The following is a 13,893-nucleotide window of genomic DNA, read 5'->3' on the forward strand; positions in this document are numbered from 1 at the left end:
GGTGGCGGTGGGGCGGTTTTGCCGATCTGGCTGACTAGAGAGACGTGACATAGTCGCGCCCCATCGTCGACGGGCCGCCTGATGCGTGGCAGCCGTCGACATATTTTCCAAACTTATTTCGTCTTCAGGATCTGCTCGATCTGCTGAAGAATTGCGTCGCGTCGATCTTTTGCGAGTCCCTTCAGGCGTAACTCGAGGCGGTCGTCGCCATATGACTTCAGGTCACCGACGGCCACACCGTCCAGTTTGATCTCCAGCCGTTGCGCGTAGCGTTGTCGCCCAGCCGGCTTCGGGCTTTCCTGCGCGCTCGCCCGGCCTTTTACGATATCCGCGACCTGACGCGTGCTGAGGTCGTCGGCGACGATGCGGTTGATGAGACGCAGCGTCGCGTCCGTGCCGCGCGCACCATGATAACGGCCGACCTGATAGGCCATGTTCGAGCCAAACCGGTCCGGGCGCGCCACCATTTCCTGCATGACCAGTTCCGGCAACTTGCCGATCGACAGCGCAACGGCAACGGTCGATTCGTCGAGGCCGAGGTGATCGGCCAGTTCGCGCTGACTCTGAAAATGCTTTTCGTCGATAAATCGCTTCCACACCACCGCGTTATCGAACACGGTTTGCGAATCGCGCTGAACGTTCAGGTCGTAACCGAGCTTGTAGCTTTGAATGCCGATCGGCAGATCGACGACGATTGCCTTGACGACTTCCTTGTTTGCTTCTTTCAGCGCACGCACGCGACGGCCGCCATCGCTCACGTAGTAGCTGCCCGGCACCGCGTAGTCAGGAATCACGTGGATCGCCTGCTGCTGGCCTTGCTTCGCGAGATTGACAGCCAGTTCTGCGATCGAGGTCTTCAGATAAAAGTGGCGCGGATTGAAGGGGCTCGGCTTGATGTCCTTGAGCGGCAATTCGATGATCTGCCCCGGACGATAGCCGTGTGCGACGCGCCAGGCGTGGTATTCGGCCGACTCGTTTTCGAGGCCAGGCGCTTCATCGCGAACGGGCTCGACCGCAGAATCAAAGCCAGTCACAAGGGCAGGCTGACTCGAACGCCCGGCAACTTCTTGGGTTTTTGGCTTGTCCTGGACGAGCCCGTCGATGGCGTTGAGGCGGTCGAGTGCAGTGCGCTTTTCGCTGCTCGTCGTATCAGGCCGAGCCTGAAAGCCTTTGGCGAATTGGGAGGGTTTCATTCAGGGTCCTTTATGCGCATAAAGTCAGGGGAGCATGGCCGCGATTTCGTCGGCGCATGCGCGCACTTCCACTGCGGCGAGGCGGGCGCCGCGGTCGTTCATTTGCAGCACTGTCTGGCCTAACGCCATTGCCTGCTTGTACGCCTCACGTGTGGGAATCTGCGTTCTAAGCAGTGGGAAACCGAGTTCTTCAAGAGCACGCTTCAGTTCGCGCGTCAGCATGCGCTTCTCTTCGGTCTTGTTCAGCAGGAATACGGCGCGCAGATCTTCGTTCATGACCTGTGCCTGCTGGATGAGCTTCACGAGACCAACACTCGACCAGTAATCGGCCGGAGAGGACGAAGTCGGAATGACGGCGACGGTAGCGGCGAGCAACACCACGCCGGAGACCTTCTCCGTGATCGACGGCGGGCAGTCCACCACGATCACGTCGTAGTCGTTGACGAACTTCTTGATCTCCCGGTGGATTTGGCCGCCGGCTTCGGAGAGGTTGACGACCGGGAACGGGATTCCGGTGTCACCATCGGCTGACGCACTGGCCCAATGGACCAGCGTATTTTGACCATCGGCATCCACGACGAGCACCCGCTTTCCCTTCTCGTGGAAGGCCGCGCCGAGATGCATCGCGATCGTGCTCTTGCCGACCCCGCCCTTCTGCTGCGTGACTGCGATTATCTCTGCTGCCAATTGGTATTCTCCTTTTTGCTATTAGCATGGGATTTTACCTGGAATGTTTTTCAGTTCAATGATTTTTGGTGTAATTCGCAGCTGAATTAGCCATTCGGACAAGGTTTATGCGCATAAAGCTCGCGGGAAGGTCTGTGAATGTCGCATACCCGTCGGATGCGGTTACGGCGGTCGCGTGGCAACGCCTTCGATGTGGGACGAACATCGGTGGAATAGCGCGCCCACGGGAAGGTGAGCGCACACGCGCCACCGCTCTTTATGCGCATAAAGTCAGCCCTAACCCACATCGCATCTCAGCCTCTCACGAGCGCGCTCCTGAAACCGGGAGATCGCACCGCGAATCCCACGCACCGCCACATTGCAGCGAACCGCGGAAGATGAGTCAGGCTTTCGTCAACCGAAGCGCCATCCGCCTCGCAGCCCACTCCCGGTAAAATCACGACGCGTCCCTTGCCTCCCCGAGGCTCCCCCACCACTCCCCTCTCGTACGTCAGGCGTCATGATCACGATCTACCACAACCCCCGCTGCTCCAAGTCCCGTGCCGCTTGCGAGCTGGTGTCCAACGCTAAGGCGAACGAGCCAGTCGAGGTGATTGAATACCTGAAGCAGCCGCTCACCGTCGACCAACTGAAGGCGCTGCATGCGATGCTGGGCGGCCCGCTGCTCGACATGATCCGCACCGGTGAAACCGAGTACACGGAGCTTGGTCTCGATGCGCCCGGCGTGACGGATGATCAGTTATACGAAGCAATTGTGCGACACCCGATTCTCCTGCAACGCCCCATCGTCGTACGCGACGGCCGCGCCGTGATCGGCCGGCCAACCGAAAACGTCGCGGCGCTGCTCGGTTGAGATCGCCGGGTTGCTCACGGACTACAAGCGGCGAAAACGCGAGCGCAGGAGTCAGCGTGCAAGGACGAGACGAAATCTATGCCATGCACGCACCGAAATTGCATATTTGCTAACCTGCAGACGAATCCCACGCGAGGCCCGTATCCATCGGCTCTTCACGCAAGTTGTCCACAAGCTTATGCCCAAAAATTGTGGATAAATTCGCGTAACCCCCAGTTATCCACAATGGCGCCCGGCTGCTGACCGAGCCCGTACGCGCGAGCATCGCCGGAATGCGCGCACGTCTATGATGATGTTTCCTTTCTCTGCGCTACGTGCGCACCTCCGAGGAAACCGAAATGGCCTACAAGATCGCAGTGGTGGTTGGCAGTCTGCGCAAGGATTCATTCAACCGGCAACTCGCGCACGCGGTGACGTCGCTTGCCCCCGCTGATTTCACTTTCGAGTATCTCGACATCGGTGTGCTGCCGCTCTACAGCCAGGAATACGACGCCGACTATCCCGAGGTAGCGCGCCGCTTCAAGCAGCAGATCGAGGCCGTCGACGGGCTGCTCTTCGTCACGCCCGAATACAACCGCTCGATCCCGGGCGGGCTGAAAAACGCGCTTGACTGGGGTTCGCGGCCATGGGGCACGAATTCGTGGCGCGGCAAGCCGGGCGCGGTGCTCGGTACGTCGCTGGGGGCGACCGGCACGGCGCTGGCGCAACAACATCTGCGTAACGTGCTCGCCTATCTCGACGTCGCGCTGCTCGGTCAGCCTGAGATGTTCATCAAACACGACGCGAGCCGCATCAACGAGAAAGGCGAGATCGTCAGCGAGGACACACGCAAGTTCCTGCAAGGCTTCGTCGATACGTACGTAGCGTGGGTCAAGCGCCAACTCGGCCGTTGACGCCTGATCGCGTTCAACGCACGCCAAACCCACACCAGGCGCCGTATCGCCAGAGCGGGCTCAATGCAACGTGCGAGACTCGCCCGGCATGTCCTTGTGGTGCTCGGGCGTGTCTTCCTCGTACTCCAGGAATTCGTCCGGAATTTGCGGCGCGGCGCCTGCGGCCGGACGCGTCGCTTCGGGCGCGGCCGGAACGTCCACATGATGTGCGCCCATCACCGCTCCGGCGCCGGGCGCGCTTGCGGAAGTCAGCACGGCCGCCTCGGCCTCGCTTGCCGGCCGCATCGGTTCGACGGTGGGGTCGAGCGTGGGCTCGGCAGCGGTTGGTTCGCGTGCGGCTTCCATTTGCGCGGCACGGCGACGCAAGGCGTCGGCGAACTCGGAAAGCCCCAGTTCATCGAGCGCCGAGTGCTCGCGCGCGACGGGATGGTCCGTCGCCGGCCACGCCCACGGTGTGCCGCGTAGTGCGACGTCGGTCGCGTGTTCCTCGCGCAGCGTCTCGTACGCCAGATTGGCGTGCGCCTCGTCGCTCACATGCACGCCGATGCGCACCGATTCGCCCGGTGGCGGCGTCATGCCGGTCTGCGCCTCGGTGGTTCGGCGCACGTCGCTCGTCGTCGAGAAGAAACTTCCCACGAGCCGCTCGATGCCGGCCAGCACGCCCTCTGTGCGCGCCGGCAGGTCGATGTCGCCGGCCGCGAAGCCGCGTTGCAGCAGCGCGTCCTGTGCGTGGCGTGCTTCGTCGTAGGTTTGGAAAACGCCGGTCACGGTCTGTTTCATGGCAGCCTCCTTCGCCAGATGGCGACGCCCGCTTACATCATGCGCCGATTGTGCATGGAGAGTGCATCGGTCGGCGCATGCAGTGCGTGACGTCTAACCGCCTGATTCTGCGGGTCGCGCTGCCTGCCGCAAGCCGCGTGCCGCGATGCGGGTCACGCACGTCCTGTCATGCCCGCGGGCTCTGGAGCGTCGCGTCGTGCTCGCGCTTCGCACGCGCCTGGCGGTCCTCGCGAATCGCTTCGAGCATTTTCTCCAGCAGCGCGATGTCGAACGGCTTCGACAGCACACGTACGTCGGCATTGCGCGTGCGCTCGAGTTCCTCCGCGTAGCCCGTCACGAGGATCACGGGCAGCTCCGGCTCGAGCCCCTGCAGCGCCTCGGCCAGATCGATGCCGTTCATCGTCCCCGGCATGTGGATGTCGGAAAGCACGAGGTCGAAGCGCGGCGCGTGCTCGCCCTCGGCAAGCGGCGCTTCGACCCGTTGCAACGCGCTCGCGGCGTCGCTTGCGCAGGTCACGCGGTGGCCCATCATCTGCAGGAGTGCCTCGGTGCCGGCCGCGACTTCGTCGTTGTCCTCAACGAGCAGCACGTTCAGCCCGTGATGCACCTGGGCGCTCTCCTCGCGCGGCTCGCCCGGACGCTGCGCGGGCGGTTCGGCGAGGGAGCGCGGCAGATACAGATGCACCGTCGTGCCGGCGCCGATTGCGCTGTCGATCGCGGCGAGGCCGCCGGTGCGCTCGCAGAACGCGAACACCTGCGGCAGGCCGAGGCCGGTGCCTGTGCCCTTCGATTTGGTCGTGTAAAGCGGCTCGAACGCGCGCGCGAGCACGTCCGGCGGCATGCCGGTGCCGGTGTCTTCGAGCGCGACGTGCACGAAGTCGCCGTCGAGCGGAAAACCTTCATCGGGCCGGAAGCTGATGTTGCGCGCCCGCACGGTGAAGCGGCCACCGTTGGGCATTGCGTCGCGCGCATTCACGGCGAGATTGATGAGCGCAAGCTCGAATTCGGCCACATCGACGAGCACGGGCCACACGTCGTCATCGACTTCGACGACGAGCGACACCTTCGCGCCGAGCGACGCGCGCAACAGCTCGCGCGCCGCCGGCAGCCAGCGTCCCACGTGGATCGTCTCGTTGCGCAGCGGCTGCTTGCGCGCCACGCCGAGCAACTGGCGCGTGAGCGACTGGCCGCTCTTGAGCGCGCGCTCGACCGCCGAGAGTTCGCGCTCGAAGCCCGCCGCGCCGCGCCGCCGCGCGATCTGCACGTTGGCCGACACGATCATCAGCAGGTTGTTGAAGTCGTGCGCGACGCTGCCCACGAGGTTGCCGAGCGCTTCCATCTTGCGCGATTGCCGGTAGGCGGATTCGATCGAGCGGCGCATCGAGGCTTCGGCTTGCCAGCGCTCCCACGCCTCCTCTTCGGCGGCGAGGCGCCGCAGCGAAAGCCAGATCACGCACCACAGCGCGATCGACGGCGTAAACATCGAGATGATGAGCACGCTCAGGTGCCGGTACCAGGCCGCCCAGATCGCCGGCGTGCGATACGCGCAGGTCACGTAGACGGGGTAGGCGCCCACGCGCCGGAACGCGAGGATCACGTTGCTGTCGAGCAGGCTGGAATGCATGCGCACGACGCCGGACTCCGTGCCGCGCAACAGCGCGGCGGCAAGCGGCGAGCGCGGCGTGATGACCGAGGCGTCGGCGCGCGGCGGCGGATCGAAGGCGAGGATCGTGCCGTCGCTGCGCACGAGGCCGAGCGACATCGGCGAATCGGGGCCGAGCAGGTCGCGGTAGAACGAGCTGAAATAGCCGGGGCGCAAGGCGACCGAGACGAGACCCGCGAATTCGCCTGCTTCGTTCAGGCGCGCCACGCCCATGTTGAACACGGTCTCGCCGCTCACCTGGCCCTGCATTACGCGCGAGACGTGGTCGATCACGCGGCCGTCGCGGATGCCGGTGAAGTCGTCGCGCGCGGCGATGGATACCGGCGGCGGCGGCGAGTAGCGGCTGCTCGCGAGCAGGTCGCCGTCGCCGCCGAAAATCGACACGGCGGCCACCTGCGGATAGCCGCCGCCGATCGCGTCGAGTTTCTCGTGGATCTGCGCCTCGCTGGCGCGGATGCCGTCGTCGCTCAGGCCGCGCACGAGATCCACCACGCGCGCGTCGAGCGCCTCGTTCATGTCGAACACCTTGAGCGCGTGCTCTTCGGCCACGCGTACGGTGCGCAGCGTGGTGTCGGTGGCGTCGGCTTCGCGCGCGCGCAGGTCGTTGTAGGCCATGGCGGCCACGTAGATGCACGGCAGCACGATTGCCGCGACGAGCAGCGCGAGCAGCGTGCGCCGGCGCACCGTGAAGTCGTGGCCTGGCGCGGCCGGAAACGGCGCGTCGTCGGCGGGAGGGGGCGGGGAGGGGCGTTCTTCTGGCCGCTCGGGCCGGTCAGCAATCATCGTACGGAAAAGCAGGAAAAAGACGGCAGGGCATGCGACATGATAAACGACCGCGATGACGCCCCGACGGCCAGCGGATCCCCTTCGTGCCGCAAAAAACATCTGGCAAGCACGCTGCCCAGGGGGTTTCCTCTCGCTTCATGCCGAATTCGCGAAAATCGGCAAAGCGCAAACGTACCACAAAGGGATAATCGACGTCCTTTATTTAAGGGATGGATCGTTTATTTCCATAAATTAGCCGGATTGAGTCGATTTCGTTCGTTGATCGATTAACGGCGAGTTGCATTTGATTCAATTTGATTCGAGAATCGCGGACACGATAAATAACGCATTCGCATGTGCGCCATGCCTGCCGACAAGGCGCATGGCCATGCTACGGGGTGGCTGCAGGCATGCAGACGAAGGCCTACACAACCGGCTCACGGGTTGCCGGTTATCCATTGGGCGACGGCGGGGCGACGGCGCGGCCATGTGCCTTGTCCCGACACGCCAGCGCGCGGATCCGTTCATGCGTTATGCATTATTCGGCCGATTCGCAATTTTCTTTGAAGTTATCCCTAAAGTAATTGCCCACGCCGCCGTTAATCCGTCGAAACGCACTCCGTCCAACGCACACTCAATCAGCATATCCATGTCCTTGCCCATCGTGATCGCCGATGACTCGCTGTTAGCCCGCAAGGTGCTCACGAAGGCGCTGCCCGAGGACTGGGACGTTTCGATTTCGTACGCGACGAACGGACACGAAGCGCTTGCGCATTACCGCGCCGGTCGTGCGGCTGTCATGTTTCTCGACCTCACGATGCCCGACATGACGGGCTTCCAGGTCCTCGAAGCATTGCAGCACGAAGACCTGAACACGTTCGTGATCGTCGTTTCAGCGGACGTCCAGCCTCGTGCCCGCGAGCGCGTGCAGGCGCTCGGCGCGGCGGCGTTCGTCGCAAAGCCGGTAACCCAGGAGGCGCTGCTGCCCATCCTGAAGGAGTACGGGTTGTATGCCTGATCGAGTGTTCACGGAACTCCAGCGCGACGCGCTCCAGGAGATCGCCAATCTCGGCATGGGGCAGGCAGCGACGCGACTGTCGGGGCTGCTCAACGCCTTCATCGAACTTTCGGTGCCGCGTGTGCGCGTGGTCGCCGTCTCCGAGGCCGCCGCGGCGCTGCGCGAGATGACCGGTATCGACGGCCCGGTCGCGGCCGTGCGCCAGGGCTTTCGCTCGGAGATCAAGGGCGAGGCGCTGGTGATCTGCCGCAGCGGCGAAATCGCCGAGCTGGGCAGCCTGGTCGGCGGCCCTTACGCCACGATCGGCGACGACGCGCTCACGGAAGAAGAACTGATGTTCGACGTCGCGAACGCGCTGACGGGCGCGTGTGTCTCGTCGATGCTCGACCAGCTCGGCCGCATGCCGGTGTTTTCGCAGCCGGGCCTGCTCGGCGAGGCGATCATGCTCGACGAAGTATTCCAGCCGGGCCTGCTCGCGTGGGACGTCGCGCTGCTCGTCGAAGTCAATTTCGCGCTGGAAGACCAGCGTTTTCGCGCCCACCTCGTCATGCTGATGGCCGAGGAGTCGATCCATGTCGTGAGCCGGGCCATCGACGCGTTGTTACATAGCCTATGAACGAGCCAGCCGGGTTGCCATCGCTATCGGACCTCGTTGTCGAACGGGTGGGTTTCGGCATTTTCGTGGTCGATCGCGACATGAACGTGCTGAGCTGGAACCGCTTCATGCAGGACCACAGCGGCGTGACGGCCGAGGACGTGATCGGCCGCTCCATCTTCGAGCGCTTCCCCGACCTGCCGCGCGCGTGGCTCACGCGTAAGGTGGAGAGCGTATTCCAGCTGGGCAGCTTCGCGTTCAGTTCGTGGGAGCAGCGCCCGTATCTGTTCCAGTTCGACCACGACCGGCCGATCACGGGCGGTGTGGACTACATGCAGCAGGATTGCACCTTCATGCCGCTCATGCGCGGGCGCGACGTGATCGCCGTGTGCGTGACCATCTCGGATGTCACGCACGTGAGCGTCATGCAGCGCGAGCGCGAGGAGGCCGTGGCGAAGCTGCGCGAATACGCCGATCGCGACGGCCTGACCGGCATTGCGAACCGCCGCTATTTCGAAACGCGCCTCGCCGACGAATTCCTGCGCTGGCAGCGTTACGGCGGCGAGCTGTCGATGCTGCTGTTCGACCTCGACCACTTCAAGCGCATCAACGATGAATTTGGCCACGTGGCCGGCGACACGGTGCTGCGCTCGATGGCGCAGCGCGTGTCGGGCGTGGTGCGCAAGCAGGATGTGTTCGGGCGTTTCGGCGGCGAGGAATTCGCGCTGCTGTTGCCGTGCACGCCGCTGGACGACGCGCTCTACGTGGCGGAGAAGATCCGCCGCACGATCGGCGACGAGCCGATCGAGGTGCAGGGCGTGATCGTGCCCGTGACGGCCAGCGTGGGCGCCGCCACCGCGCGCACCGGGGCGCCGGACTACGAAGGCATGATCAACGAGGCGGACGCCGCCCTCTACACCGCGAAGCGCCAGGGCCGTAACCGCTCGGTCGCGCTCGCCTGAGACTTGCAGGGGGCGCAGGCGGCTCCCGCCTCAACTCGCTGCATCGCCCAGCACTGGGGGCACGCGCCCCCGCGCCATACACCCTGACTCACCTGCGGCCCACCCCAAAGGTTGATATACTTTGGCCCGTTTCCGGCCTTGCGCGCCCCTTGGCGGGCAATTTTAGGGTCGGGTGCCTCGCGCGTGTCCGCGCGCGCGGGCGACCCGCGGCAATGCGGGCCCGAATAGAGTCGAACGCCCGTCGAGGGCGCCCCCAGCGGAGATCGTCTTGGCTGTTTCCAATCTCGTCGTGGACGATACACAACAAACCGACGCCGCCGCCGCTTCGTCGGGCAGCTCGTTTTATCTGGCAATGCGGATCCTGCCTCCTGCGCAGCGCGACGCCATGTATCAGGTCTACGCCTTTTGCCGCGCTGTCGACGACATCGCGGACAGCGACCTGCCGCGCGCCGAGCGTGCGGCGGGGCTCGACCAATGGCGCGCCGACATCGATGCGTGCTACGCCGGCACGCCGCGCGCCTCGCTCGCGGCGCTCACGCGTCACATCCATACGTTCGGGCTCCAGCGCGAAGACTTCCACGCGATGATCGACGGCATGGCCATGGACGCCGCCGAAGACATCTGCGCGCCCGACGACGACACGCTCGACCTGTACTGCGACCGGGTGGCCAGCGCCGCGGGCCGCCTGTCGGTGAGAATTTTCGGGATGCAGGAGGACCCGGGCCGCTTGCTGTCGCACCATCTGGGGCGCGCGCTGCAGCTCACCAACATCCTGCGCGACATCGACGAAGACGCGGACATCAACCGCTGCTACCTGCCGCGCGAGCTGCTCGCGCGCGAAGGCATCGCGGCGGGCAATCCGCACACGATCGCCGCCGACCCGTCGCTGCCGCGCGTGTGCGAGACGCTCGTGCAACGCGCCCGCGCGCACTTCGCGCAAGCCGACGCGATCATGGACGCCGCGCCCCGTGCGCAGGTGAAAGCGCCGCGCATCATGTCGGGCGTCTACCGCGTGCTGCTCGAGCGCACCGTGGATCGCGGTTTCGACCTGCCGCGCACGAAAGTCAGCAAGCCGCGCGCACGGCTGATGTGGATCGTGGCGCGTTACGCGCTGTTCTGATGCCGCGGCTAGTCCACGTCATCGGCGCTGGGCTTGCGGGCCTCGCGACGGCCGTGCGGCTTCAGCGGCGCGGCGTGCAGGTGGCGCTCTACGAGGCCGCCAGCCAGGCAGGTGGACGCTGCCGCTCGTACTACGACCACACGCTTTCGGCGACGCTCGACACGGGCAATCATCTGGTGCTGGCGGGGCATGCGCGCACGCTCGAATACGTGCGCACGATCGGTGCTGGTGACGCGCTTTCCGGCCCCACCGAACCGGGCTTCGCGTTCATGGATATCGCGGCGCGCTCTCGCTGGACGGTACGCTTCTCGCGCTCGCGCATGCCGTTCTGGATTGGAGACGCGCGCTCGCGCGTGCCGGGTACGCGCGCCGCTGACTACCTGGGGCTGCTGCCGCTGCTGTTCGCGAAGCCTGGCCGCACGATGGCGCAGACCATGCGCTGCGAAGGCGTGCTGTGGGACCGGCTGCTGCATCCGTTTTTTCTCACGGCGCTCAATGTCGAGCCGCGCGTGGGCAGCGCGGAGCTGGCGGGCGCGATGCTGCGCGAGTCGCTCGCGGCGGGCGGCGAGTCGTTCCGGCCGCTGGCGGCGCGCGGCGGCCTTTCCAGCGCGTTCATCGACCCGGCCTTGCGCATGCTTCAGCACGGCGGCGCGGCGATTCGCCTTGACTCGCCGCTCAGGGAGATCGTGTACGACGACGCGGCGGGCCGTGTCGCCGCACTCGATTTTCCAGACGGGCGTATAACGCTGGCTCCCGACGAAGCCGTGGTGCTGGCCGTGCCCGGTGCGGCCGCCGCCGCGCTCGTGCCGGCGCTCCAGGCGCCGCAGCGCCACAATGCGATCGTCACGGTGCACTACGCCGTGCCGGCGCCACCGGGCCTTGTCACGCCGATGGCGCTCGTCAACGGCACGGCCCACTGGCTGTGCACGGCCGAAGGGCGGCTCTCGGCGACGATCCACGACGCGCACGGCGTGCTCGACCTCGATCCCGAGGATGTCGCGCGCCGCGTGTGGGCCGACGTGGCCGAGGCGGCTTCGCTGCCGCTCGAGCCGCTGCCCGCCTGGCGCGTGTGCGCCGATGCGCGCGCGACCTTCGCCGCGGTGCCCGACGAGGAGTGGCGCCGCCCCGCGACGCGTACGCGCTGGAACAATCTGATGCTTGCAGGCGACTGGACGGCTACCGGTCTGCCCGCGACGATCGAAGGAGCGATCCGCTCGGGCCGCAAGGCCGCCGAGCTGCTCCTGACCGAAAATTTGGAACGTAGATGAACGATTTATCCCAAGCCACGCCGACCGAAGACCTCGCCAGCCGCCTCACGGGCGCTGACGTTGCCGACGCGCCGGCCGTGGCGATGCCCGCTCCCGCGTTTGCCGGTGAGACGGCTGCACCGGTCGCCGCACCGCTAGTCCCGCTCGCATCGCTCGACGCCGCCGTCGCGCGCGCGACCGACACGATCCTCGCCGACCAGCGCGCCGATGGCCATTGGGTCTACGAACTCGAAGCCGATGCCACGATTCCGGCCGAATACGTGCTGCTCGTGCATTACCTCGGCGAAGAAGCGAACCTCGAGCTCGAACAGAAGATCGCGCGCTACCTGCGCCGTATCCAGTTGCCGGAAGGCGGCTGGCCGCTCTTCACCGACGGCGCGATGGACGTGAGCGCGAGCGTGAAGGCTTACTTCGCACTCAAGATGATCGGCGACGCCGAAGACGCCGAGCACATGGTGCGCGCGCGCGAGGCGATTCTCGCGGCGGGCGGCGCGGAGCAGGTCAACGTGTTCACGCGCATCCTGCTCGCGCTGTTTGGCGTGGTGACGTGGTACGCAGTCCCGATGATGCCTGTCGAGATCACGTTGCTCCCGCAGTGGTTCCCGTTCCATCTTTCGAAGGTCTCGTACTGGGCGCGCACGGTGATCGTGCCGCTGCTCGTGCTGGGCGCGAAACGCCCGGTCGCGCGCAACCCGCGCGGCGTGCGCATCGACGAGCTGTTCCGCGGTGCGCCGGTGAGCGTGGGCCTGAACGCTCGCTCCCCGCATCAGAGCAAGGGTTGGTTCGGCTTCTTCCGCGCCGTGGACGGCGTGCTGCGCGTGACCGATCCGCTCTTTCCGACTTACCTGCGCCAGCGCGCGATCGACGCCGCGGTGGCGTTCGTGGACGAACGCCTGAACGGCGAGGACGGTCTGGGCGCGATCTTCCCGGCCATGGCCAACGCCGTAATGATGTACGACGTGCTCGGCTATCCCGCCGATCATCCGCATCGCGCCATCGCGCGCCAGTCGCTCGAAAAGCTGGTGACGGTCCACACAGAGGAAGCGTACGTCCAGCCCTGTCTGTCGCCGGTGTGGGATACGTCGCTCGCGGCGCACGCGTTGCTGGAAACGGGCGATGCGCGGGCCGAGGAAGCCGCGCGCCGGGGCCTCGAATGGCTGCGTCCGCTGCAGATTCTCGATGTGCGCGGCGACTGGATTTCGCGTCGCGAGGCGGTGCGTCCGGGCGGCTGGGCGTTCCAGTATGCGAACCCGCACTACCCCGACGTCGACGACACGGCCGTGGTCGTGGCCGCGATGGACCGCGTGGACAAGCTCGACAATACGAAGACCTACGACGCGCCCATCGCCCGCGCGCGCGAATGGGTGGTCGGCATGCAGAGCAGCAACGGCGGCTGGGGCGCGTTCGAGCCGGAAAACACACAGTACTACCTGAACAACATCCCGTTCTCGGACCACGGCGCATTGCTCGATCCGCCGACGGCCGACGTCTCGGGCCGCTGCCTCTCGATGCTCGCGCAACTCGGCGAACTGCCGGCCGCGAGCGAGCACGCGCTGCGTGCGTACAACTACCTGCTCGACGAACAGGAGGCCGACGGCAGCTGGTACGGCCGCTGGGGCATGAACTACATCTACGGCACGTGGACGGCGCTGTGTGCGCTCAACGCGGCCGGCCTCGCGCACGACGACCCGCGCATGCAGCGCGCGGTGCAATGGCTCGTGCAGATCCAGAACGACGACGGTGGCTGGGGCGAAGACGGCACGAGCTACAAGCTCGAATACCGTGGCTACGAGCGCGCCACGAGCACCGCTTCGCAAACGGCGTGGGCGCTGCTCGGCCTGATGGCCGCGGGGGCGGTCGATCATCCCGCGGTCGCGCGCGGTATCGACTATCTGCAAAAGACGCAGCAGGAACATGGCCTCTGGGACGAAACGCGCTTCACGGCCACGGGTTTCCCGCGCGTGTTCTACCTGCGCTACCACGGCTATCGCAAATTCTTCCCGCTGTGGGCGCTCGCGCGCTATCGCAACCTCAAGCGCGCAGGCGTGACGCGCGTCACGGTCGGACTGTGAGCGCGGCGGCGGGTGTCAAGTCGC

At 65.7% G+C, this 13,893-nt stretch carries 12 protein-coding genes; 8 read left to right on the forward strand and 4 right to left on the reverse strand.

What is annotated here, in order from left to right:
• Window positions 1-113: 113 nt before the first annotated feature.
• Both FAZ97_RS23495 and parA read right to left on the reverse strand, forming a co-directional pair.
• Window positions 114-1,193, reverse strand: coding sequence for a ParB/RepB/Spo0J family partition protein (locus tag FAZ97_RS23495; protein ID WP_158760780.1), 1,080 nt, complete (start codon window positions 1,191-1,193; stop codon window positions 114-116).
• A gap of 24 nt (window positions 1,194-1,217) precedes the next feature.
• Window positions 1,218-1,880: a ParA family partition ATPase gene (gene parA / locus FAZ97_RS23500; RefSeq protein ID WP_042271984.1), complete on the reverse strand. Its 663-nt coding sequence runs from the start codon at window positions 1,878-1,880 to the stop codon at window positions 1,218-1,220.
• Between the two features lie 499 nt (window positions 1,881-2,379).
• Between parA and arsC the strand changes: the two genes are divergently transcribed.
• Both arsC and FAZ97_RS23510 read left to right on the forward strand, forming a co-directional pair.
• Window positions 2,380-2,733, forward strand: coding sequence for an arsenate reductase (glutaredoxin) (arsC, locus tag FAZ97_RS23505; RefSeq protein WP_158760781.1), 354 nt, complete (start codon window positions 2,380-2,382; stop codon window positions 2,731-2,733).
• Window positions 2,734-3,071: 338 nt separating this feature from the next.
• Window positions 3,072-3,626: an NADPH-dependent FMN reductase gene (locus FAZ97_RS23510; protein WP_158760782.1), complete on the forward strand. Its 555-nt coding sequence runs from the start codon at window positions 3,072-3,074 to the stop codon at window positions 3,624-3,626.
• Between the two features lie 60 nt (window positions 3,627-3,686).
• On the opposite strand, the gene FAZ97_RS23515 is transcribed toward FAZ97_RS23510, so the two are convergent.
• Window positions 3,687-4,406 (reverse strand): hypothetical protein, encoded by a 720-nt coding sequence (locus FAZ97_RS23515; RefSeq protein WP_158760783.1) that lies wholly within the window; start codon window positions 4,404-4,406, stop codon window positions 3,687-3,689.
• 166 nt (window positions 4,407-4,572) lie between these two features.
• Window positions 4,573-6,852 carry a hybrid sensor histidine kinase/response regulator gene (locus FAZ97_RS23520; RefSeq protein WP_158760784.1) on the reverse strand — a complete coding sequence of 760 codons (2,280 nt, stop codon included), beginning with the start codon at window positions 6,850-6,852 and terminating at the stop codon, window positions 4,573-4,575.
• 631 nt (window positions 6,853-7,483) lie between these two features.
• On the opposite strand from FAZ97_RS23520, the gene FAZ97_RS23525 reads away from it, so the two are divergent.
• From FAZ97_RS23525 to shc, 6 genes are all read left to right on the forward strand, one after another.
• Complete coding sequence (locus FAZ97_RS23525; protein ID WP_158760785.1) at window positions 7,484-7,852, forward strand: response regulator; 369 nt, start codon at window positions 7,484-7,486, stop codon at window positions 7,850-7,852.
• Window positions 7,845-8,468, forward strand: a complete 624-nt coding sequence (locus FAZ97_RS23530) for a chemotaxis protein CheC (RefSeq protein ID WP_110383369.1) — start codon at window positions 7,845-7,847, stop codon at window positions 8,466-8,468. Before FAZ97_RS23525 ends, FAZ97_RS23530 begins: the two co-directional genes overlap by 8 nt.
• Window positions 8,465-9,409 (forward strand): sensor domain-containing diguanylate cyclase, encoded by a 945-nt coding sequence (locus FAZ97_RS23535; RefSeq protein ID WP_158760786.1) that lies wholly within the window; start codon window positions 8,465-8,467, stop codon window positions 9,407-9,409. The genes FAZ97_RS23530 and FAZ97_RS23535 overlap by 4 nt, the downstream gene beginning before the upstream one ends.
• A gap of 268 nt (window positions 9,410-9,677) precedes the next feature.
• Entirely contained in the window at window positions 9,678-10,529 is an 852-nt protein-coding gene (gene hpnD, locus FAZ97_RS23540) for a presqualene diphosphate synthase HpnD (protein ID WP_158760787.1), read from the forward strand.
• Window positions 10,529-11,797 (forward strand): hydroxysqualene dehydroxylase HpnE, encoded by a 1,269-nt coding sequence (hpnE, locus tag FAZ97_RS23545; protein WP_158760788.1) that lies wholly within the window; start codon window positions 10,529-10,531, stop codon window positions 11,795-11,797. The genes hpnD and hpnE overlap by 1 nt, the downstream gene beginning before the upstream one ends.
• A complete protein-coding gene (shc, locus tag FAZ97_RS23550; protein WP_158760789.1) occupies window positions 11,794-13,869 on the forward strand; it encodes a squalene--hopene cyclase in 2,076 nt (691 codons plus the stop codon). The genes hpnE and shc overlap by 4 nt, the downstream gene beginning before the upstream one ends.
• Window positions 13,870-13,893 lie beyond the last annotated feature (24 nt).

It is taken from the genome of Paraburkholderia acidiphila (genome assembly GCF_009789655.1).
Taxonomy (GTDB): Bacteria; Pseudomonadota; Gammaproteobacteria; order Burkholderiales; family Burkholderiaceae; genus Paraburkholderia; species Paraburkholderia acidiphila.

Coding starts and splice junctions, on each gene's coding strand:
- FAZ97_RS23495 (WP_158760780.1), bottom strand. CDS start 1,193: ATGAAACCCTCCCAATTCGCCAAAGGCTTTCAGGCTCGGCCTGATACG.
- arsC (WP_158760781.1), top strand. CDS start 2,380: ATGATCACGATCTACCACAACCCCCGCTGCTCCAAGTCCCGTGCCGCT.
- FAZ97_RS23510 (WP_158760782.1), top strand. CDS start 3,072: ATGGCCTACAAGATCGCAGTGGTGGTTGGCAGTCTGCGCAAGGATTCA.
- FAZ97_RS23515 (WP_158760783.1), bottom strand. CDS start 4,406: ATGAAACAGACCGTGACCGGCGTTTTCCAAACCTACGACGAAGCACGC.
- FAZ97_RS23520 (WP_158760784.1), bottom strand. CDS start 6,852: ATGATTGCTGACCGGCCCGAGCGGCCAGAAGAACGCCCCTCCCCGCCC.
- FAZ97_RS23525 (WP_158760785.1), top strand. CDS start 7,484: ATGTCCTTGCCCATCGTGATCGCCGATGACTCGCTGTTAGCCCGCAAG.
- FAZ97_RS23530 (WP_110383369.1), top strand. CDS start 7,845: ATGCCTGATCGAGTGTTCACGGAACTCCAGCGCGACGCGCTCCAGGAG.
- FAZ97_RS23535 (WP_158760786.1), top strand. CDS start 8,465: ATGAACGAGCCAGCCGGGTTGCCATCGCTATCGGACCTCGTTGTCGAA.
- hpnE (WP_158760788.1), top strand. CDS start 10,529: ATGCCGCGGCTAGTCCACGTCATCGGCGCTGGGCTTGCGGGCCTCGCG.
- shc (WP_158760789.1), top strand. CDS start 11,794: ATGAACGATTTATCCCAAGCCACGCCGACCGAAGACCTCGCCAGCCGC.